Annotated in this window: 16 protein-coding genes; 13 read left to right on the top strand and 3 right to left on the bottom strand. The window is 74.1% G+C overall.

The genetic code is table 11. From position 1 onward, the window contains the following. The first annotated feature begins 122 nt into the window (after positions 1-122). The 10 genes from ABTX81_RS28785 to ABTX81_RS28740 all read left to right on the top strand — a co-directional run bounded on the left by ABTX81_RS28785 (position 123) and on the right by ABTX81_RS28740 (position 11652). Positions 123-1814 (top strand): sensor histidine kinase, encoded by a 1692-nt coding sequence (locus ABTX81_RS28785; protein ID WP_502892881.1) that lies wholly within the window; start codon positions 123-125, stop codon positions 1812-1814. Continuing rightward, positions 1814-2260 (top strand): roadblock/LC7 domain-containing protein, encoded by a 447-nt coding sequence (locus tag ABTX81_RS28780; RefSeq protein WP_350551346.1) that lies wholly within the window; start codon positions 1814-1816, stop codon positions 2258-2260. The genes ABTX81_RS28785 and ABTX81_RS28780 overlap by 1 nt, the downstream gene beginning before the upstream one ends. Then, positions 2257-2646, top strand: coding sequence for a DUF742 domain-containing protein (locus tag ABTX81_RS28775; protein WP_350551343.1), 390 nt, complete (start codon positions 2257-2259; stop codon positions 2644-2646). Before ABTX81_RS28780 ends, ABTX81_RS28775 begins: the two co-directional genes overlap by 4 nt. Further along, positions 2627-3304, top strand: a complete 678-nt coding sequence (locus ABTX81_RS28770; RefSeq protein WP_350551341.1) for a GTP-binding protein — start codon at positions 2627-2629, stop codon at positions 3302-3304. Before ABTX81_RS28775 ends, ABTX81_RS28770 begins: the two co-directional genes overlap by 20 nt. Next, positions 3301-4545: a cytochrome P450 gene (locus tag ABTX81_RS28765; protein ID WP_350551338.1), complete on the top strand. Its 1245-nt coding sequence runs from the start codon at positions 3301-3303 to the stop codon at positions 4543-4545. The genes ABTX81_RS28770 and ABTX81_RS28765 overlap by 4 nt, the downstream gene beginning before the upstream one ends. An 85-nt stretch (positions 4546-4630) precedes the next feature. After that, on the top strand, positions 4631-5842 hold the full coding sequence (locus tag ABTX81_RS28760; RefSeq protein WP_350551336.1) for a cytochrome P450 family protein: 1212 nt from the start codon (positions 4631-4633) through the stop codon (positions 5840-5842). Between the two features lie 251 nt (positions 5843-6093). Next, the gene (locus ABTX81_RS28755; RefSeq protein WP_350551334.1) at positions 6094-7521 is read left to right on the top strand and encodes an ABC transporter substrate-binding protein; all 1428 of its coding nucleotides are present in this window, start codon (positions 6094-6096) and stop codon (positions 7519-7521) included. A gap of 183 nt (positions 7522-7704) precedes the next feature. Further along, positions 7705-8697, top strand: coding sequence for a carbohydrate ABC transporter permease (locus ABTX81_RS28750; protein ID WP_350551331.1), 993 nt, complete (start codon positions 7705-7707; stop codon positions 8695-8697). Then, the gene (locus tag ABTX81_RS28745) at positions 8694-9611 is read left to right on the top strand and encodes a carbohydrate ABC transporter permease (RefSeq protein ID WP_350551328.1); all 918 of its coding nucleotides are present in this window, start codon (positions 8694-8696) and stop codon (positions 9609-9611) included. The genes ABTX81_RS28750 and ABTX81_RS28745 overlap by 4 nt, the downstream gene beginning before the upstream one ends. A gap of 595 nt (positions 9612-10206) precedes the next feature. Continuing rightward, the gene (locus ABTX81_RS28740; RefSeq protein WP_350551325.1) at positions 10207-11652 is read left to right on the top strand and encodes a DUF4153 domain-containing protein; all 1446 of its coding nucleotides are present in this window, start codon (positions 10207-10209) and stop codon (positions 11650-11652) included. Positions 11653-11787: 135 nt separating this feature from the next. On the opposite strand, the gene ABTX81_RS28735 is transcribed toward ABTX81_RS28740, so the two are convergent. Further along, a complete protein-coding gene (locus tag ABTX81_RS28735; protein ID WP_502892880.1) occupies positions 11788-13335 on the bottom strand; it encodes an MFS transporter in 1548 nt (515 codons plus the stop codon). Between the two features lie 161 nt (positions 13336-13496). Here ABTX81_RS28735 and ABTX81_RS28730 point away from each other — a divergent pair, with 161 nt between their 5' ends. From ABTX81_RS28730 to ABTX81_RS28720, 3 genes are all read left to right on the top strand, one after another. Beyond that, positions 13497-14207, top strand: a complete 711-nt coding sequence (locus ABTX81_RS28730; RefSeq protein ID WP_350551323.1) for a TetR/AcrR family transcriptional regulator — start codon at positions 13497-13499, stop codon at positions 14205-14207. A gap of 139 nt (positions 14208-14346) precedes the next feature. Then, entirely contained in the window at positions 14347-15057 is a 711-nt protein-coding gene (gene rnhB, locus ABTX81_RS28725; RefSeq protein ID WP_350551321.1) for a ribonuclease HII, read from the top strand. A 99-nt stretch (positions 15058-15156) separates the two neighbouring features. Beyond that, the gene (locus ABTX81_RS28720) at positions 15157-15870 is read left to right on the top strand and encodes a hypothetical protein (RefSeq protein ID WP_350551319.1); all 714 of its coding nucleotides are present in this window, start codon (positions 15157-15159) and stop codon (positions 15868-15870) included. Positions 15871-16037: 167 nt separating this feature from the next. Here ABTX81_RS28720 and ABTX81_RS28715 read toward each other — a convergent pair whose 3' ends face one another. Continuing rightward, positions 16038-16670, bottom strand: coding sequence for a hypothetical protein (locus tag ABTX81_RS28715; RefSeq protein ID WP_502892884.1), 633 nt, complete (start codon positions 16668-16670; stop codon positions 16038-16040). A gap of 483 nt (positions 16671-17153) precedes the next feature. Then, positions 17154-19361, bottom strand: coding sequence for a RecQ family ATP-dependent DNA helicase (locus tag ABTX81_RS28710; protein ID WP_502892879.1), 2208 nt, complete (start codon positions 19359-19361; stop codon positions 17154-17156). Positions 19362-19430 lie beyond the last annotated feature (69 nt).

Here is a 19430-nt window from a genome sequence, read left to right as displayed (position 1 = left end):
GTGGATCGTCTGAATGGATATGATCGGCCGACTGCGTGAACCGAATCGCCGCCCGGAGACGTTCCACGACGTCGGCCGGGCGGTCGCGCATTCGCCCGACTTCTGCCGAGGACACCGCACCGATGACAGAACCCACCAGCCCCGACGGCGGGCCGCGCCGTCGACCCGACGCGCGTACCAAGGCTCTGACGGCGGGGGCCGCCCTGTTGGCGGCGGTGGCCGGGCCGGTCGGGGTGATGCGGGCGATCGACGCCGGGCAGCCGCTGACCGCGGGGGCCGTGGCGGCGGTCACCGTGCTCTGGCTGATCGCCGTCTGGCAGGCCGGGAGCGCCACCGAGCGGGCCCGCCGGCTGGAGGCCGAACTGGCCGGGAAGGACGACGAGGCCATGGCGGCGCTGGTCGCCGCCGGTGCGGCCCGGCAGGGCGAGGCGAGCGCCCGGACGCTGGCCGCCGCTGCGGAGGCCGAGCGGGACGAGGCGCGGACCGCGCTCGGGCGGGCCGAGGAGCAGGTCACGGCCGCCCGCGCGGACGCGGCCCGGGCCCGGGCGGAGGCCGAGGCGGAGCGCGCCGAGCGGGCCACCCTGGACCGGCTGGCCGACGAGGTGCTGCCCGAGGTGGTGAAGCGGCTGCGCACCGGCTCGACCGTGGACGGCGCGCTGGCCGCCCACCGTGAGCACCCCCAGCGCGCCCTGCTGCGCGCCGTCGCCGAGGAGATCGGCCGCGGCGAGAAGCTGCGGGCCGCCGCGCTGGCGGTCTGCGCCACCGCCGCCGGCCGGGTGCAGGCGCTCGCCACGAGCATGCACGCGGAGCTGCGCGAGATGCAGCACCGGCACGACGAGGAGGTCCTCGGCGACCTGCTGACCCTCGACCACGCCACCGCGCAGGCGGGCCGGATGGCCGACAGCATCGCGGTGCTCACCGGCGCCCGCTCCGGCCGGCGCTGGGGCAAGCCGATCCCGGTGGAGTCGGTGCTGCGCGGCGCGCTCGGCCGGATCGGCGCCTACCAGCGGGTGCGGCTGCACAACGCCAGCACGGCCGCGGTGGCCGGGTTCGCCGCCGAGGGCGTGATGCACGCGCTGGCCGAACTCTTGGACAACGCGACCAACTTCTCCGCCCCGCCGGCCGAGGTGCACGTCTACGTCGAGGAGGTGGCCGCCGGGCTGGCGATCACCGTCGAGGACAGCGGCCTGGGCCTGAGCGACAGCTGGCTGCGCCGGGCCGAGCAGGCCGTCTCGGCGGAGCCGCTGGACCTCACCGCGCTGTCGGCGGGCACCCGGATCGGCCTCGCGGTGGTCGGGGTGCTGGCCCGCAAGTACGGGCTGCAGATCTCGTTCCGGCCGTCCGCGCGCGGCGGCACCGGCGTGGTGATGCTGATCCCGCAGCAGCTGGTCACCCACCCCGCGTCGGCGCCCGTCCCGGCGCCCGCGCCCGTAGCCGCACCCGTTCCCGCCGAGCGGGCCGCGCGCCCCGCGCTCACCCCCGCCCGCCCGGCGCCCGCAACACCGTCCGCGCCCCACGTTCCCGTCCACGTTCCCGCCCCGGCCCCCGCCGCGCGGGTGACGGACAGCGGACTGCCGCAGCGCCGCCGCGGCCAGACGCTCGGCTCGGCCGCCCCCGCGGCCGCCCCGGCCGAGCAGCCCGCCCGCGCCGACGCGGCGGGCGCCGCCGCCCGCTTCGGTGCCTTCCGCCGGGCCGTCCGGCCGGCCGCGGACACCCGGCCGGCCGAGGGCGCCGCGGCCGAGGACATCCCGGGCGCCCGGTCCGCCACGGACCCCGCCTCCGACGTTTCCCCCGTCACCGAGAAGGACTCCTGATGAGCAGTGTCACCGACCGCGACCTCGACTGGCTGTTGGAAAACCTGCTGACCAACACCCCCGGCACCCGGCACGCCCTGGTGCTCTCCGCCGACGGCCTCAAGCTCTGCCACACCTCCGGCCTCGGCAACGACCAGGCCGACCAGCTCGCCGCCATCGCCTCCGGCCTGCAGAGCCTGGCCCACGGCGCGTCCATCGAGTTCGGCGACGGCACCGGCGGGGTTCGGCAGTCGATGACCGAGTTCCACGGCGGCGTGCTGTGCATCGTCGCGGCCGGCGAGGGCGCCCACCTCGCCGTGGTCACCGACGAGGACGCCGACGTGGGCGTGGTCGGCCACAACATGCACGGCCTGATCGAACAGATCGGCATCCACCTCAGCGCCCCGGCCCGGGACGACGCCGCGGGTGCGGACGCCCGGGCGGCCGACGGAAGCGCCCGGGCATGAGCGGGGGCGGGGGGAGCACCGACGGGCGGCCGGCCGTGCCGGGCCGGGACGACGACCCGGACCGCCTGTACACCATCACCAGGGGTCGCAGCCGGGCCCCGGAGAACGCGTTCGACCTGGTCACGCTGATCGTCGCCGAGCGCGAGCCGGCGTCGGGCATGCAGTCGGAGCACGCGCGCATCCTGCGGATGTGCGAGGCGCCGACCGCCGTCGTGGAGCTCGCCGCGGAGCTGGCGCTGCCGGTGTCGGTGGTGAAGATCCTCCTCGGCGACCTGCTGGAGGCCGGGTCGATCACCGCCCGCCACCCCCGGTTCGCGCCGACCAAGGCCCGGCTGCCCGATCTCGACACGCTGAAGCAGGTACTGCATGGACTCCAACAGCTCTGAGGGCCCGGACGCACGTCCGAGCGGGCGGACGCCGCTGCGCCGCACCGCCGACAACGCGCTGAAGATCGTCGTGGTCGGCGGCTTCGGCGTGGGCAAGACCACCCTGGTCGGCGCGGTCAGCGAGATCCGTCCGCTGAACACCGAGGAGGTCATGACCAAGGCCGGTGAGGGGATCGACGACCCCACCGGCGCCTGGGGCAAGCGCTCGACCACGGTCGCCTTCGACTTCGGCCGGATCACCCTCTCCGCCAGCCAGGTGCTGTACCTGTTCGGCGCGCCGGGGCAGGAGCGGTTCTGGTTCCTCTGGGACCGGCTGTTCTCCGGCGCCCTGGGCGCGGTCGTGCTGGTGGACACCCGGCGGCTGGAGGAGTCCTGGTACGCCATCGACCGGCTGGAGCACCACGGCACCCCGTTCATCGTCGCCCGCAACAACTTCGGCGAGCCGACCCACACCCTGGAGCAGGTCCGCGAGGCGCTCGACCTGCCGCCCGGGGTGCCGTTGGTGGACTGCGACGCCCGGGACCGGGCGTCCGGCAAGCAGGTGCTGATCGAGCTGGTCCGCCACCTGACCGCCCGGGTCGAGGCCGAGTCGGCGGGCCGTCCCGCCGCCGGCGCCGCCGTCCCCGTCCATGACGTCCTTGAGGAGAGCACGCCGTGACCGAGCCCGCCGCCACCCCGCCGCCGGGCTGCCCGGCGCACACCGGTGCCGTCCCGCTGTACGGGCCGCGCTTCCAGACCGACCCCTCGCAGGTCTACCGCGAGATGCGGGCCGCGCACGGCCCGGTCGCGCCGGTCGAGCTGGCCGGCGGGGTGCCGGCCTGGCTGGTGATCGGCTACCGCGAGCTCCAGCTGGTCACCGGTCAGCCCCAGCTGTTCGGCCGGGACTCCACCCGCTGGACGGGCTGGTCGGCGATCCCCGAGGACTGGCCGCTGAAGCCGATGATGGCCCCGGTGCCGTCGATCCTCTACGCCGAGGGCGAGGAGCACGTCCGGCGCTCGCGGGCGGTCACCGACGCGCTGGCCGCCGTCGACCCGTACGAGCTGCGCAAGCACTGCGAGGAGCTGGCCGACCGGCTGATCGACGAGTTCGCCGGGCGCGGCGAGGCGGACCTGGTCGCCGAGTACACGCACCGGCTGCCGCTGCTGGTGCTCTGCCGGGTGCTCGGGCTGAGCGAGGAGCAGGCGCCGGTGCTCATCGAGAGCCTGCTGACCATGCTGGACGGCGGGGCGGACGCACCGGCCGGCGCGCAGCGGCTGCTCGCGGTGATGCTGGAGCTGGTCGAGGAGAAGGCCGCGCACCCGGGCGACGACATCGCCTCGCGGATGCTGGCGCACCCGGCGGGCCTGAGCCACGAGGAGGTCATGCGGGACCTGCGGGTGCTGCTGATCGCCGGTCACCAGCCCTGCTCGTACTGGGTCTCCAACGCGCTGCGGCTGATGCTCACCGACGCGCGGTTCGCCGCCTCGCTGTCCGGCGGGCGGCGCAGCATCAGCCAGGCGCTGAACGAGGCGCTCTGGGAGGACACCCCGACCCAGATCTTCGCCGGCCGCTGGGCCGTGCGGGACACCCAGCTCGGCGGGCAGCGGATCGCCGCCGGGGACATGGTGCTGCTGGGCTTCGCCGGCGCCAACGCGGACCCGTCGGTGCGCCAGTCGGACGGCCGGCCGGCCGAGGGCAACCGGGCGTACCTGAGCTACTCGTACGGGGAGCACGGCTGTCCGTTCCCGGCTCAGGAGGGGGCCGAGGTGATCGCGACGACGGCGGTCGAGGTGCTGCTGGACCGGCTGCCGGATCTGCGGCTGGCGGTGGCCGAGCACGCGCTGGTGTGGCGGCCGTCGGCCTGGGTGCGCGGGCTGGTGGCGCTGCCGGTGTCGTTCACCCCGGGGTACGCGGGCTGACGCGCGAGCGCGGCAGGCACCCCGGGACCGCTGGACCGCTGGGCCGGTGGACCGCTGGACCCGAACCGAAGGAGAGCTGTAGCCGATGACCGACCCCGCCCCGATCGCCCTCGACCCGCTGGCGCGCGACAACGCCGCCGAGGGTGCGCTGCTGCGCGCCGCCGGCCCGGTGGTGCCGGTGGAACTGCCCGGCGGTGTCGCCGCCTGGGCGGTCACGCGGCACGCGGCCGCCCGTGAGCTGCTGACCGACGCCCGGCTGGTGAAGGACGCCCGGCACTGGGCGGCGTACCAGCGCGGCGAGGTGCCGAAGACCTGGCCGCTGATCGGCCTGGCGGTGCCGGGCCCCAGCATGGTGACCACCGACGGCGCCGAGCACCGCCGGCTGCGCGCCCTGGTGGCGCACGCGTTCACCCCGCGCCAGGTGGAGCTGATGCGCCCGCGGGTGGAGGCGATCACCCGTGACCTGCTGGACACCCTGGCGGCGGGGGAGCCGGTGGTGGACCTGAAGTCCGCCTTCGCCTTCCCGCTGCCGATGACGGTGATCTGCTCGCTGCTGGGCGTGCCGGAGTCGGAGCACGGCCGCCTGCGGGACCTCTACGAGCGGTTCTTCGGCGCCCGGCCGAACCCGGAGGGCATCCAGGCGACCATCGCCGGGCTGAACGCCTTCGTCAACGGCCTGGTGGCGCGGCGCCGCGCGGCCCCCGGCGACGACCTGGCGAGCGTGCTGCTGCTGGCCGACGCGGAGGGCGGGGCGCTGACCGACGCGGAGGCGGCGGCCACCCTGCGGGTGATCATCGCGGCGGGCCACGAGACCACGGTGAACCTCATCGGCAACGCGGTGCGGGCGCTGCTCGCGCACCCGGACCAGCTGGCGCTGGTGCGGGCGGGCGAGGTCGGCTGGGACGCGGTGGTGGAGGAATCGCTCCGCTGGACGCCGCCGACCAGCAACTTCCTGTTCCGGTTCGCCGCCGAGGACGTGCCGGTGGGCGACACGGTGATCCCGCGGGGCGAGCCGGTGATGATCTCGTACAACGCGATCGGCCGGGACCCGGCGCAGCACGGGGTGACCGCCGAGCTGTTCGACATCACCCGGGACCCGATCCGGCACCTGTCCTTCGGGCACGGCCCGCACGTCTGCCCGGGCTCGCCGCTGGCGCGGCTGGAGGCGGGGATCGCGCTGCCGGCGCTGTTCGAGCGGTTCCCGGGGCTGTCGGCGGCGGTGCCGGACGAGGAGCTGCGGCCGAGCGGCTCGCTGGTGGTGAACGCCCTGAAGGAGCTTCCGGTCCGGCTGTTCTGAAGAAGAATCGTTTCTTCCTGCCGTCGTTCGGCCCCGTTCGGATCTCCCGGGCGGGGCCGAACGGCGTTCCGGGTCACAACTGGGGCACACGGGAGTGAAGGGCGTGTCCGGACCTTGGCGGCACGTGGCCGCTGCGTTACCGTCTTGGGATCGGCCGGCCGCCGCGTCCATGTCGAATGTCGAACTCCGGTACAGCGCAATGTCGTTCTGTCATACAGCCGAGCGTTCACGCCCTGGCGAGGAGGACCGCATTGACTCCCACCCCGACCGTGCCGTCCATGACCGTGCCGTCCGCGACCGCGTCGCCCGCCGTCCGTGGGCGGCGCCACCGCCCCCTGGCGGCGGTGGCGCTGCTGGCCGCCGCGGCCCTGACCGCGGCCTGCTCCAACAGCTCGGACAGCTCCGGAAGTTCGGGAGGGTCGGGCGGCGGCCAGACCCTGTCCGGCGACTGCGCCGAGTACCAGCCGTACGCCGGGCACGCGGGCAAGACGGTGACGGTCTTCGCCTCGATCCTCAGCCCCGAGTCGGACAACCTGGAGAAGTCCTGGGCGGACTTCAGCAAGTGCACCGGCATCAAGATCAGTTACGAGGGCAGCAACGACTTCGAGTCCCAACTGCCGGTCAGGGTGAGCGGCGGCAACGCCCCTGACTTCGCGATCATCCCGCAGCCCGGTCTGCTGGCCCAGATGGTCAAGAGCGGCAAGGTGGTCAAGCCGCCGGAGCAGACCGTGGCCAACCAGGGGAAGTGGAGCCCGGTCTGGAAGACCTACGGCTCGGTCAACGGCACCTTCTACGCCGCGCCGATGAGCGCCAACATGAAGTCCCTGGTCTGGTACTCGCCGAAGGCCTTCAAGCAGGCCGGCTACAGCGTCCCCAAGACCTGGGCCGACCTGATGGCGCTGAGCGACCGGATCGCCAAGGCCGGCGCGGGCAAGCCCTGGTGCGGCGGCATCGCCTCCGGCACGGCCACCGGCTGGCCGGCCACCGACTGGCTGGAGGAGGTGGTCCTGGGCTCGCACGGCGGTGAGGTGTACGACCAGTGGGTGAGCCACCAGGTGAAGTTCTCCGACCCGAAGATCGCCGCGGCGATGAAGACGGTCGCCGACTGGATGCAGAACCCGGCCTGGGTCAACGGCGGCTACGGCGACGTGAAGTCGATCGCCACCACGACCTTCCAGGACGCCGGCGCGCCGATCCTCACCGGCAAGTGCTTCATGCTCCAGCAGGCGTCCTTCTACAAGGCGCAGTGGCCCAAGGACACCAAGATCGGGCCGGAGGGCGACATCTTCGCCTTCAGCCTGCCGGCGGTGAACCCCTCGGTGGCCAACCCGGTGGAGGGCGGCGGTGAGTTCCTCACCGCGTTCGCGAGCCGTCCCGAGGTGCAGGCGGTGCAGAACTACCTGTCCAGCAGCGAGTGGGCGAGCAGCCGGGTGCGGACCGCGACCGGCTGGGTTTCGGCCAACCAGGGCGTGGACAAGAGCCTGTACACCGATCCGATCGACCGGCTCTCCGCCGACGCGCTCACCGACCCGGCGGCGACCTTCCGGTTCGACGGCTCGGACCTGATGCCGGCCGCGGTCGGTGCCGGGCAGGAGTGGAAGTCGCTCACCGCCTGGTTCGCCGAGGGGCAGTCGATCCAGAAGACCGCCGCGGACATCGACGCCGCCTGGCCGCAGTAGCGGCGCGCGTCGCAGGACCACCTGTCGAAGGGCGGTGCGGGGCCACCCACCCGCACCGCCCGCCCCTCCGTGTCCTCCCGTCCCTCCGTGCCCTCCCACCCTTCCGTGCCCTCCCGCCCTCGTGCGGGGAGGCATCCCTCCCGGTTCCCCGTTCCGCCCTCCGTTGGGAAAGGACGTCCCGCCATGTCCCTCTCCGCCGGCGCCTGGGGCGACGCGATGGTCAAGTTCGGCAACGGCTTCGGAGCGATCGCCGGCTTCCTCGGCATCCTGTTGCTGGTCTTCCTGGTCGCCGGACGCGCCTCCGGCCGGCTCGCCCGCCCGCTGGCCGTGCTGGTCCTGCTCGGCCCGGCCGTGGTGCTGCTGCTGACCGGCCTGGTCGCGCCCCTGGTCCGCACGGTCTACCTGAGCCTCTACAGCGACGACAGCAGCCGCTTCGTCGGCGGCGAGAACTTCGGCTGGGCGTTCACCAGCGACCCGGTGCGCGAGGTGCTGGTCAACACCCTGCTCTGGCTGGTGATCGTCCCGCTGGCGGCCACCGCGCTCGGCCTCGTCCTGGCCCTGCTGGTGGACCGGATGCGCGGCCAGGCGGTCTACAAGTCGCTGATCTTCATGCCGATGGCGATCTCCTTGGTCGGCGCCTCGATCATCTTCAAGTTCGTCTACGAGTCGCGCGACCCCTCGCAGCGGCAGATCGGCCTGCTCAGCCAGACGGCGATCGCGCTGGGCTGGGACGATCCGCCGAACTGGATGCTCTCCCAGCCGCTCAACACCTTCCTGCTGATGGCCGTGATGGTGTGGGTGCAGACCGGCTTCGCGATGGTCGTGCTCTCGGCGGCCATCAAGGCGATCCCGGACGACGTCACCGAGGCGGCCCGGCTGGACGGCGCCCAGGGCGTGCGGCTGTTCTGGTACGTCACGGTGCCGATGATCCGCACCACGACGGTGGTGGTGCTCACCACGGTGATGATCACCACGCTGAAGGCCTTCGACATCGTCCGCACCATGACCGGCGGCAACTTCGGCACCCAGGTGCTGGCCAACGAGATGTACTCGCAGTCCTTCGTCCAGTTCAACACCGGGCGGGGCAGCGCGCTGGCGGTGATCCTCTTCCTCGCGGTGCTGCCACTGGTGGCCTACAACATCCTCCAGCTGCGCAAGGAGCGTGCGGTCCGATGAGCGTACGGCGCGACGGCAACGCCGTCCGGAAGGCCTTCTCCTCCCCGCTGGCCTCGGTCTTCGTGATCGCGGTGACGGTGCTGTGGACCGTTCCCACCATCGGGCTGCTGGTCACCTCGCTGCGTCCCAAACAGGACGTCACCGCCGACGGCTGGTGGAACGCCCTGCTCCACCCGGACCTCGGCCTGGACAACTACCACACGGTGCTGTTCGAGGGCGGCTCCGGTGTCTCCACCGGCCTGATGCCCTTCCTGGTGAACTCGCTGGCGATCAGCGTGCCGGCCACCCTCTTCCCGCTGGTGCTGGCGGCGATGGCCGCGTACGCGCTGGCCTGGGTGCGGTTCCGGGGCAGCGACACGCTGTTCTTCGTGGTCTTCGCGCTCCAGGTGGTGCCGATCCAGATGGCGCTGATCCCGCTGCTCCAGCTGTTCTCGGGCGGGGCCCACCTGGGTCCGCTGACGCTGCTGCCGGCGCTGGACCTCAAGGGCACCTACGCGCCGGTCTGGCTGGCGCACACCATGTTCGCGCTGCCGCTGGCGATCTTCCTGCTGCACAACTTCATCGCCCAGCTGCCGCGCGACCTGATGGAGGCGGCGGTGGTGGACGGCGCCTCGCACTTTAAGATCTTCCGCTCCATCGTGCTGCCGCTCTGCACTCCCGCGCTGGCCTCGTTCGCGATCTTCCAGTTCCTCTGGGTCTGGAACGACCTGCTGGTGGCGCTCACCTTCGCCGGCGGCACACCGGAGGTGGCGCCGATGACGGTCCGGCTGGCGCAGCTGTCCGGGTCCTTCGGCGGGCGCTGGGAGCTGCTCACGGCGGGGGCGTTCCTGTCGATCGTGATCCCGCTGGTGGTGTTCTTCGCGCTGCAGCGGTACTTCGTGCGCGGGCTGCTGGCCGGCTCGGTCAAGGGGTGAGCGCGGCCCGCCCGGAGGCCGGGCGCGTCCAGCGGCGCGGTGGCGCCGTTCGGGGCGCCCCGGCGGTGGCCGGCCGGGGCTGACCCGCGCTCAGGAGCGCGCCGGGGGATCGGACCCGGCTCTGTCACAGGGGTGTGACAGGGCCGGGTCCGGGCTTTTTGAACTTGTTCAGAATGGTCTACAGTCGGCTTCGGCCGTGGTGCCCGGTGTCTCACTGGTGTGGTTCCGCGTGCCTGTCGGCGGACCGCCCGGAGGGTGGCTTCCGCACGCCCACCCGACCTTTGAGGGGGAAGCCATGTCCGGATTCAGCACGCCAGCGGCGGACGGAGTGCCGCCCGGCGGCGGTGCCGGGACCGGTCCTGGGGCCGGGTCCGCGCCCGGTTCCGGAGCTGCTCCGGGCTTGGGAGCTGCGCCCGGCTTCGGACCGGCGCCCGGCTACGGGCCCGGGCCGGGGCACGGATCTGGGCCGGGTTTCGGACCTGGGCCCGGTTCCGCCGCCGGACCGTACCGGGCGCCCGGGGCACCCGCGCCGCAGCCGTTCGCGTGGCTGCGGCCCAGCGACCCGGACCGCAAGGCCCCGGCCACCGGCCGGACGGTGCTGGCGGCGGCGCTGACCGGCCTGCTCACGTCCCTGCTGCTGATCGACGGACTCGGTGTCAACCTGCTGCTCTGCGCGGTGGTCGCCGCCGTCGGTGCCGGGATCGCCGCCCGTGCGGCGGGCCGCCGGCTGCGGGCCTGGACCCTCGTGTGGAGCGGGCTCGCGCTCGCCCTGCTCGCCGTCCCGGCGCTGTACGAGGCCGGCTGGCCGGCGTTGCTGAGCACGGTGTGGGCGGTCGGCCTGGCCTCGCTCGCCCTGCACGGCGGGCGGCGCTGGAGCGGTGTCCTGCTCGCCCTGCCCGGCCTGCTCTGGCAGCTGGTGCCGGCCCTGGGGTGGGCCCGGGAGGGGTTGCGCGGCCGTGGCGGGAACGTCCGGGGCCGGGTGGTTCCGGTGCTCAAGGGCGTGGGGGTGGCGGCTGTGCTGCTGGCCGTCTTCGGCGCCCTGTTCGCCAGCGCCGACGCGGCCATGGCCGACGTCCTCGGCAGTCTCGTGCCCAGCCTGGAGGGCGGGGAGCTCCCGGCCCGGGTGGCCCTGTTCGTGCTCGGGCTCGCGACCGCGCTGGGCTTCGCCCACATCGCGGCCGGCCCGCGCCGCTGGGACCGTACGCGGGTCCGGCCGGGCCGCGCCAGGGGGCGGATGGAGTGGGCGCTGCCGCTGACCGCGCTGAACCTGATGTTCGGTGCCTTCGCGGTGGTGCAGGGGGTGGTGGTGCTCGGCGGTGGGGAGTCGGTGCTGGAGCGCACCGGGATGAGCCGCTCCGAGTACGCCCGGCAGGGCTTCTGGCAGCTGCTGGTGATCACCGTGCTGACCCTGGTGGTGGTCGCGGTCGCCAAGCGCTGGGCGCCGCGCGGGACGGAGACCGACCGCCGGCTCGCGCGGCTGCTGCTCGGCGCGCTCTGCCTGCTCACCCTGGTCGTGGTGGCCTCGGCGCTCGGGCGGATGTGGTTCTACGTGGACGCCTCCGGGCTGACCACGCTGCGGCTCTGGGTGCTGGCGGTCGAGCTGTGGCTGGGCGTGGTGTTCATGCTGCTGATCGCGGCGGGCCTCACCCCGTCGGCCGGCTGGCTGCCGCGCGCGGTGGTGCTCAGCGCGGCGCTGGCCGCCGCCGGGTACGGGCTGATCGGGCCGGACGCGCTGGTCGCGGAGCAGAACGTGGCCCGCTTCGAGCGGACCGGGCAGATCGACCTGCGTAACGTCCGAGGTCTCTCGGCGGACGCCGTCCCGGCGCTGGACCGGCTGCCGGGGGACTACCGGACCTGCGCGCTGGGCGTGGTCGCCGCCGACCTGGAGAACGCCGGCCCCACGCCCTGGTACGCCGACAGCCTGGCCGGGGCGCGGGCCCGGGAGATCCTCGCCGAGCGTCCGCCGGCCGACCGCCTCACGGGCCGGGAGTACGCCTGTGACCGGGTCGGGCTGCGCCACGAGTTCACCCTCGGCGGCTGAGTCCGGGGGCTGAGTCCGGGGGGTGGGTCCGGGGGCTAGGTCCGGCGACGGGGGACGGCGAGGGGCCGGTCGGGAGCGTGCTGCTCCCGACCGGCCCCTGCCTGTCCGGTCCGCCTCCCCCGGGAGGGCGGCCGGTCAGTGCATCGCGACGCCGGCGGTGTTCGACGGCAGGTCGGCCGCCTTGGCCTTGATCACGACGGCGGCGACCACGAAGGCCAGGACCGCCATCGCGGCGCCCACGATGAAGCCGTGCGAGATGCCCTGCGCGAGCACCTCGTTGGCGGCGGTGGTGCCCTGGGGGAACTCGTGCTTCTCCATCAGCCAGGCCTGCTGCTCCGGAGTGGCGGTGGCCATGAAGCCGGGCAGCTGCACCTCGCCCTCCTTGGTCGCGTAGCGCGCGAACACCGTGGTCAGGATCGACAGGCCGAGCGAACCACCGATCTGCTGCATGGAGTTCAGCAGGCCGGAGGCGGCGCCGGTCTCCTGGCCGGAGACGCCCGCGACGGCGAGCAGCATCACCGGGACGAAGACCAGGCCCATGCCGAAGCCGAAGATCACCGTGGGGCCGAGAATGCCGTCCACGTAGCCGCTGTCCGCGTCGATGAGGGTCAGCCAGCTGAGTCCGATCGCGACGAGCAGCGAGCCGCCCGCCATGAACGGCTTCGGGCCGTACTTGCTCTGCAGGCCGGAGGCGACCTGGGCGGCCACGATGATCGCGGCGCTGATCGGCATGAACGCGAAGCCGGCCTTCAGCGGGCTGTAGCCCAGCGGACCCTGCACGAAGAGGGTGATGTAGAAGAAGATGCCGAACATGGCCGCGGCCAGGCAGAGCATCATCACCAGGCCGCCGGTGCGGTTCCGGTCGGCGAACAGCTTCAGCGGGGTGATCGGCTGCGAGGTCCGGGTCTCGATGAACACGAACGCGGCCAGCAGGATCACGCCCGCGGCGAAGGAGCCGAGCGTCAGCCCGTCCTTCCAGCCGTCCGACGCGGCGCGGATGAAGCCGTAGACCAGGCCGACCAGGCCGAGCGTCGAGGTGAGCGCGCCGGGAAGGTCGAAGCGGCCCGGGTGGCGCTCCGACTCGGCGATGTAGCGCGGCGCGGCGAAGGCGATGAGGACGGCGATCGGCACGTTGACGAAGAAGACCCAGCGCCAGTCGAGGTACTCGGTGAGCACACCGCCGGCCAGCAGGCCGATCGCGGCGCCCGAACCGGCCACCGCGGAGAACACGCCGAAGGCCCGGTTGCGTTCGGGTCCCTCGTCGAAGTTGGTGGCGATCAGGGCGAAGGCCGTCGGTGAGCAGATCGCGCCGCCGATGCCCTGGAGCGCGCGGGCGGCCAGCAGCATGCCGCCGTCCTGCGCGAAGCCGCCGAGCAGCGAGGCCAGGCCGAACAGCAGCGTGCCGGCTATGAAGACCCGGCGCCGGCCGAGGATGTCGCCCGCGCGGCCGCCGAGCAGCAGCAGGCCGCCGAAGGTCAGCGTGTAGGCGTTGATCACCCACGACAGGTTGGTGGTGGAGAAGTCCAGCGCGTCCCTGATCTGCGGCAGGGCGATGTTCACGATGGTGGCGTCGAGCACCACCATCAGCTGCGAGCCCGCGATGACGGCCAGGGCGATGCCCTTGTTCGGGCCTCGGCCGCTGCGCGGTGGAGAGTTCTTGCTGAGCGTGTCGGAGATAGCCAAGTTGATGCCCCCTGCTGGCTATTGCTTCGTATGCTGCGGACCCTGGGGTCCGGCGCGGCCCGGCGGCGTCCCGCGGGCTATGAAGGAACGGAATCGTTCACTACTGTGGACGATAGCGTTGGCGAGATTATGAACGCAAGCGTTCCTTAGGGTTGGTGATGATGGATCAGTTGCTGCGGCGCCAGGCGGCGGACCGCTCGAACCGCTCGACCGGCCTTCCGGCCGGCCCGGCGGCGCAACGGGCGCCCGAGGCCGTGCGGGCCTCCTGTCCCGTCCAGGTCGTCGCCGAGGCGCTGGTCCGGCCGCGGCGGCGGGGGAAGGAGCTGGAGGCGGCGATCTTCGAAGCGGCGCTCGATCAGCTCACCTCCGGCGGATTCGCGCGGCTGACGATGGAGGGGGTCGCCGGCGCGGCGCGGACCGGGAAGGCCGCGCTGTACCGGCGGTGGGCGTCCAAGGTGGAACTGGTCATCGACGCACTGGACTCCACTCTGCCACGCCCTGCCGACACCCCCGCGCTCGGGTCCGCCCGTGCGGAACTGCACTACCTCGTCGAGAGTTTCGCCTCCGTCGCGCGCTCCCGGGCGGGAGGGGCGATGAGCGCGGTGCTGGCCGAGCTGGACCACGAGCAGGCGGAGCTGTTCAAGGACTTCATGACCCGGCGGATGCTGGAGCCGACCAAGGACGTGATCATGGACATCCTGCGCCGGGGCGCCGAGCGCGGCGACGTCCGCCCGGGCGCGGCCAGTCCGGTGGTCGCCGACGTCGTCCCGGCGATGCTGCTGTACCGGGTCAAGGTCTGCGGCCGCGAGGCCGGCCCCGAGTTCGTCGACCAACTGGTCGACGAGGTGCTGATCCCGCTGATCCGGCCCTGAGGCGGGTGGGGCGGGGGTAGGGCCTGCGGGGGTAGGGCCTGGTGAGGTCGGGGTCGGGGTCGGGGTCGGATCCGGGGCCGGAACCGGGGTGCGAGCGGGTGGCATAGGCTGGAGTCCGACCAGCTGAACGGACCCCACCATGCCCATCGTCCCGCCGACGCACTCCGTCGAGCGCTCGCTGCGCCGCGCCGGCGCCAAGGTCGTCGTCGGTCTCGACGAGGTCGGGCGCGGAGCCTGGGCCGGGCCGGTCACCGTGGGCGCGGCCGTCACCGGACTGCGCCGGCCCCCGGAGGGCCTGACCGACTCCAAGCTGCTCACCGAACTCCGCCGCCGGGCGCTCGCGCCCGTGCTCGCCGACTGGGTCACCTCGTACGCGCTCGGCCACGCCTCGGCGCTGGAGTGCGACGAGCTCGGGATGACCGCCGCGCTGCGGCTGGCCGCCGTGCGGGCGCTGGAGGCGCTTCCGGTGGAGCCGGACGCGGTGATCCTCGACGGCAAGCACGACTACCTCGGCGGCCCCTGGCGGGTGCGCACGGTGATCAAGGGCGACCAGTCGTGCGTCTGCGTGTCCGCCGCCTCGGTGCTCGCCAAGGTTCACCGCGACGGCCTGATGGCGGATCTCGGCGAGGCGCACCCCGAGTACGGCTTCGGCGACAACGCCGGTTACCCGTCTCCGGTCCACCGGGCCGCCCTGGAGGAACTCGGGCCGACCGAACACCACCGCCTCTCCTGGTCCTATCTCGACGGGCTGCCCAAGTGGCGCCACCTGAAGCGGATCCGAGTGGTTCCGGGACCCGGCGGGACGGGCTCCGCGGAGCCCGTCGGAGAACAACTCGCGCTCGGTTTCTGACGGTACGTCTGGAAACTCCCGTGGCCGCCCCCGGGCCCCGGGTGCCCAACAGGTGGGGCGCCCGTGCGCGTCCGACCGGCATTTGATAGATATCCGGGTATGCCTGTCTTCCCCGAGGAGCCGGAGATTAACGAGAGCCTCCCGGGCCCCGGCGTTCCCAGCCCCCGCGAGTCGGACGCACAAGCCCTCCGCGCGCCAGCCACCGGCGGCGCGACCACCGCCGTACCGTCGGCCGCCGGTGTCGCGCCGGCCCCGGTGCCGGGCCCCCGCCCCGCACCGCCGCGGCCGGCGCCGCCGCGTTCGGCGGCCGCGCGGGCGGACCGTCCGGGGCCTTCGCCGCGCCCGAACCCGATCCCCAAGCCCAGCCCTCCGCGACCCGCGCCCAGCCCGGCGCCGGTCGAGGTCCGGCACGTCCCCGCCACCGAGGCGGAGGCACTGGACCGCGCGGACGAGACCGTCGACCTGCTGCTGGAATCCGGCCGTGACCCCGGCGCCATCCTGGTGCTGACAATCGGCGAGGCGCACCCCTGGCAGCAGCACGAGCTGTCCTTCGGCGAGGAGCGCTACTGGGCGCAACTCGTCGAGGGCGGCGACGTGTTCTACGCCGATGCCGCGCTGACCCGTCCGGCCCGCCGGCCGGTGGTCGTGCTGGTCGTCAACGGCGGCCCGGCCGACCGTGCCGCGGCGGCCTACGCCAAGGCGCTGCAGCAGGCGGAGGCGCTGCTGGTGGTCTGCGGCGGAGCCGACCCGGCCGCCGCCGGTTCGCCGCTCGCCGCCGCGGGTGCTCCGGCCCCGCGCAGGCTGCGCGCCTGAGGATCGCGACCGCCCGGGCCCGGTACCTCTCTCGGTGCCGGGCCCCGGCGTTGCCGCCGCTCCCCGGTGCGCGATGCGGGATGGGTGCGATGCGGGATGGGTGCGGGATGGGCGCGCGGGTGGCGGACGCCCGGGCCGTCACGGACCGCGAGCGGGTGGCCGGACGGTCAGCGGGTACCGGTGCGCCGGGCCGGTTCGATCGCCGTGACCCGGCCGGGTCCCCAGGGACGCTCGGACTGGCGTGACCGCGCCGAGCGCTCGCCGCGCTGCGGCCGCTGGCCGCGCGGGGTGTCGCGCGCCGCGCGCGGCGGCAGCTCCGTCACGGTGTGGACCGGGCCCCGCGCCCACGAACCCGCGTGCGGATTGCGCCCGCTCCGCCCGTCGCCGAGTATCTGCCAGCCGGCGGGCGTCAGCGCGACATACGCCCCGCAGCGCAGCCCGTGCAGGCCGGCGGCGTCCCGCAGGGCCCACATCCAGGCGCCGTCCGGCTCCGTCCAGCCCGCCCCGCCGTCGCGGCAGCGCAGGAGGACGGCCGTGCGCCTCGGGGTGGGCAGCCGCAGGTCGTGCGGGGTGACCTGGCGCAGGTGGGTGAGTATCGCGTTGCGGTGCTGCCAGCCGTCCGTGTCGTGCGGCCAGGGGGCGAACGAGGCCGAGGCGGTCGCCCGGTGCTGCGCGTCCAGGACGGCGACCACCACCGTGCCGGGCTGGGGCAGATGGCGCTGGTGCAGCTCCAGGACGAACTCGCGGGGATCGCGGAGCAGCGGGATTCCCAAGGCCGCCCAGGTCTCCAGATCGAGCACCCGTCTGGGCGCCGAACTCCGGGCGAGGGGATGCTGACCTCGGTCGTTGCCGCTGATCACGACCCTCCTTCCCGACCCACGGGTGTGTGGGTGCCTGCGTACGCCAGAGGTATGGTCCAAGGGACCGGGCTCCGGGTACTGTCCAATTCTCAGGGCAGATGGGGTGGAGCGGCAACGATGAAATGATGAACGCCGCCCGAAAGCCAACGTTCTGCCGGATATATTCCACGGCCGCCCGGAACCGGCCCGGACACCGCCGGACCGTGATCCGGCCGAGCCGGAGGGCACTGCGAAGCCTCTCGGACAACTCCGTTCCTCCCTTCCGGCGGCGATTTCCCCGGTGATCTCCCCGCCCACCTCTTCGACGGTGCGGACCGGGCGGGGAGATGTCCCGGTGGCCGCGGTTAACCCGATCCGGTGACACCGGTCAGGCGCCTGACACGGGCCCGGCGCCTGACCGCGGTCCGGGGCGCGGGGCGGCGCTCAGCCCTGGACCCCCAGCACCAGCGGCAGCACCGCGCCCGCCCCGGCACGGCGCAGCAGCCGGGCGGCCACGGTGACCGTCCACCCGGAGTCCACCAGGTCGTCCACCAGCAGCACCGGTCCGCCCGCGGCCGCCACCGCCGAGGCCGTCTCCGGCGGCAGGGCCAGCGCGCCCGCCACCGAGTTCAGCCGCTGGGCGCTGTTGCTGCGCGCCCCGTGCGGCGGCTGCCCGGTCGCGTACTCGATCCGCCCGAGCAGCGGCAGCCGCCCGATCTCGGCGATCCTGGCGCCGAGGCTGCCGACCAGCTGCGGCCGGGTGGAGGAGGCCATCGTGACCACGCCGACCGGGCGCTCCAGCCGGGCGCCGTCGGCCGACGCCGGGCCGGCCCAGCCGCCCGGCCCGCGCGCCCAGTCGGCCAGCACGGTGACCAGTGCGTCCACCACCTCCGGGGGGACGGGACCGTCCGGGGTCCGGTCGGAGAGCAGCGAGCGCAGGCGGGTGCCCCAGCCGATGTCCGAGAGCCGGCCGAGCGCCCGGCCGGTCTCGGCCTGCTCGCCCGCCGGGATGCGGCCCTTGAGCGGGATGCCCAGCGCGTCCATGCCGGTGGGCCAGAGCCGGCGCGGCTCGACGCCGACGCCCGGCCGGCCGAGGGTGGCGCGGGCGGCCTCCAGGGCCTCCGCCGAGACCTCCGGTCCGTGCAGCGGCCCGGCGCAGTTGTCGCACCGGCCGCAGGGCGTCGCCTGCTCGTCGTCCAGCTGGCGGCGCAGGAACTCCATCCGGCAGCCGGTGGCCGACGCGTACTCGCGCATCGCCCGCTGCTCGGCCTCCCGGGAGGCGGCCACCTTGGCGTAGCGGGCGGTGTCGTACTCCCAGCTCCGGCCGGTGGCCGTCCAGCCGCCCTTGACCCGGCGGACGGCGCCGTCCACGTCGAGGACCTTGAGCATGGTCTCCAGCCGGGTGCGGCGGAGGTCCACCCGGGGCTCCAGCGCGGCGGTGGAGAGCGGTCGGCCGGCCTCGGCGAGCGCGTCGATGGTCCGGCGGACCTGCTCCTCGGGCGGGAAGGCGAGCGAGGCGAAGTAGCGCCAGATCGCCTCGTCCTCGCGGCCGGGCAGCAGCAGCACCTCGGCCCGGTCGACGCCGCGCCCGGCCCGGCCGACCTGCTGGTAGTAGGCGATCGGGGAGCTGGGGGAGCCGAGGTGGACCACGAAGCCGAGGTCCGGCTTGTCGAAGCCCATGCCGAGGGCGGAGGTGGCGACCAGCGCCTTGACCCGGTTGGCCAGCAGGTCGGCCTCGGCGGTGCGGCGCTCGGCGTCCTCGGTGCGGCCGGAGTAGGAGGCCACCGTGAAGCCGCGCTCGCGCAGGAAGGCCGTCACCTCGTCGGCGGCGGCGACGGTGAGGGTGTACACGATGCCGGAGCCGGGCAGCCGGTCGAGGTGGTCGGCGAGCCAGGCCAGCCGGTGCGCCGGGTCGGGCAGGGCCAGCACGCCGAGGGTGAGGCTCTCGCGGTCGAGCGGGCCGCGCAGCACCAGCGCGTGCTCGTCGCCCGCGCCGGTGCCGAGCTGCTCGGCGACGTCGGCGGTGACCCGGGAGTTGGCCGTGGCGGTGGTGGCCAGCACCGGGACGCCCGGCTGGAGCTCGGCGAGCATGGTGCGCAGCCGGCGGTAGTCGGGGCGGAAGTCGTGGCCCCAGTCGGAGATGCAGTGGGCCTCGTCGACCACCAGCAGGCCGGTGGAGGCGGCGAGCTTGGGGAGCACATGGTCGCGGAAGTCGGGGTTGTTCAGCCGCTCGGGGCTGACCAGCAGGACGTCCACCGCCCCGGCGGCGACCTCGGCCTGGACGGCGTCCCACTCGTCGGTGTTGGCGGAGTTGATGGTGCGGGCGTGGATGCCGGCCCGGGCCGCCGAGTCCACCTGGTTGCGCATGAGGGCGAGCAGCGGTGAGACGATCACCGTCGGACCGGCGCCGCGGGCCCGCAGCAGGGCGGTGGCGATGAAGTAGACGGCGGACTTGCCCCAGCCGGTGCGCTGCACCACCAGGGCCCGGCGGTGGTCGACGACCAGGGCTTCGATGGCCGTCCACTGGTCCTCGCGGAGGGTGGCGCCGGGGCCGGCCAGCTCGCGCAGGACGGCCTCGGCCCGCGCCCGGACCTCGGCGCGGTCGGCGGCGGTGGCGGTGGTGTGGGTCTTCGGCTGCTGCATGGCCCCCATGTAACCCCGAGGAACCGACACGGGGCGAACGGCGAGGGGTGAGGAGCGGGCGGAGCCGGGAGGCGTTTC

The sequence above is a fragment of the Kitasatospora sp. NPDC097605 genome (assembly GCF_040302725.1).
Classification (GTDB): Bacteria; Actinomycetota; Actinomycetes; order Streptomycetales; family Streptomycetaceae; genus Kitasatospora.
Note: the sequence above shows the minus strand (reverse complement) of the source record. Positions and strands in the feature narration are given on the sequence as shown.

What these genes read in the sequence shown, in the direction of transcription:
- ABTX81_RS28785 (WP_502892881.1), top strand. Translation starts at nt 123, where the DNA reads ATGACAGAACCCACCAGCCCCGACGGCGGGCCGCGCCGTCGACCCGAC.
- ABTX81_RS28780 (WP_350551346.1), top strand. Translation starts at nt 1,814, where the DNA reads ATGAGCAGTGTCACCGACCGCGACCTCGACTGGCTGTTGGAAAACCTG.
- ABTX81_RS28775 (WP_350551343.1), top strand. Translation starts at nt 2,257, where the DNA reads ATGAGCGGGGGCGGGGGGAGCACCGACGGGCGGCCGGCCGTGCCGGGC.
- ABTX81_RS28770 (WP_350551341.1), top strand. Translation starts at nt 2,627, where the DNA reads ATGGACTCCAACAGCTCTGAGGGCCCGGACGCACGTCCGAGCGGGCGG.
- ABTX81_RS28760 (WP_350551336.1), top strand. Translation starts at nt 4,631, where the DNA reads ATGACCGACCCCGCCCCGATCGCCCTCGACCCGCTGGCGCGCGACAAC.
- ABTX81_RS28750 (WP_350551331.1), top strand. Translation starts at nt 7,705, where the DNA reads ATGTCCCTCTCCGCCGGCGCCTGGGGCGACGCGATGGTCAAGTTCGGC.
- ABTX81_RS28745 (WP_350551328.1), top strand. Translation starts at nt 8,694, where the DNA reads ATGAGCGTACGGCGCGACGGCAACGCCGTCCGGAAGGCCTTCTCCTCC.
- ABTX81_RS28730 (WP_350551323.1), top strand. Translation starts at nt 13,497, where the DNA reads ATGGATCAGTTGCTGCGGCGCCAGGCGGCGGACCGCTCGAACCGCTCG.
- rnhB (WP_350551321.1), top strand. Translation starts at nt 14,347, where the DNA reads ATGCCCATCGTCCCGCCGACGCACTCCGTCGAGCGCTCGCTGCGCCGC.
- ABTX81_RS28720 (WP_350551319.1), top strand. Translation starts at nt 15,157, where the DNA reads ATGCCTGTCTTCCCCGAGGAGCCGGAGATTAACGAGAGCCTCCCGGGC.
- ABTX81_RS28710 (WP_502892879.1), bottom strand. Translation starts at nt 19,361, where the DNA reads ATGGGGGCCATGCAGCAGCCGAAGACCCACACCACCGCCACCGCCGCC.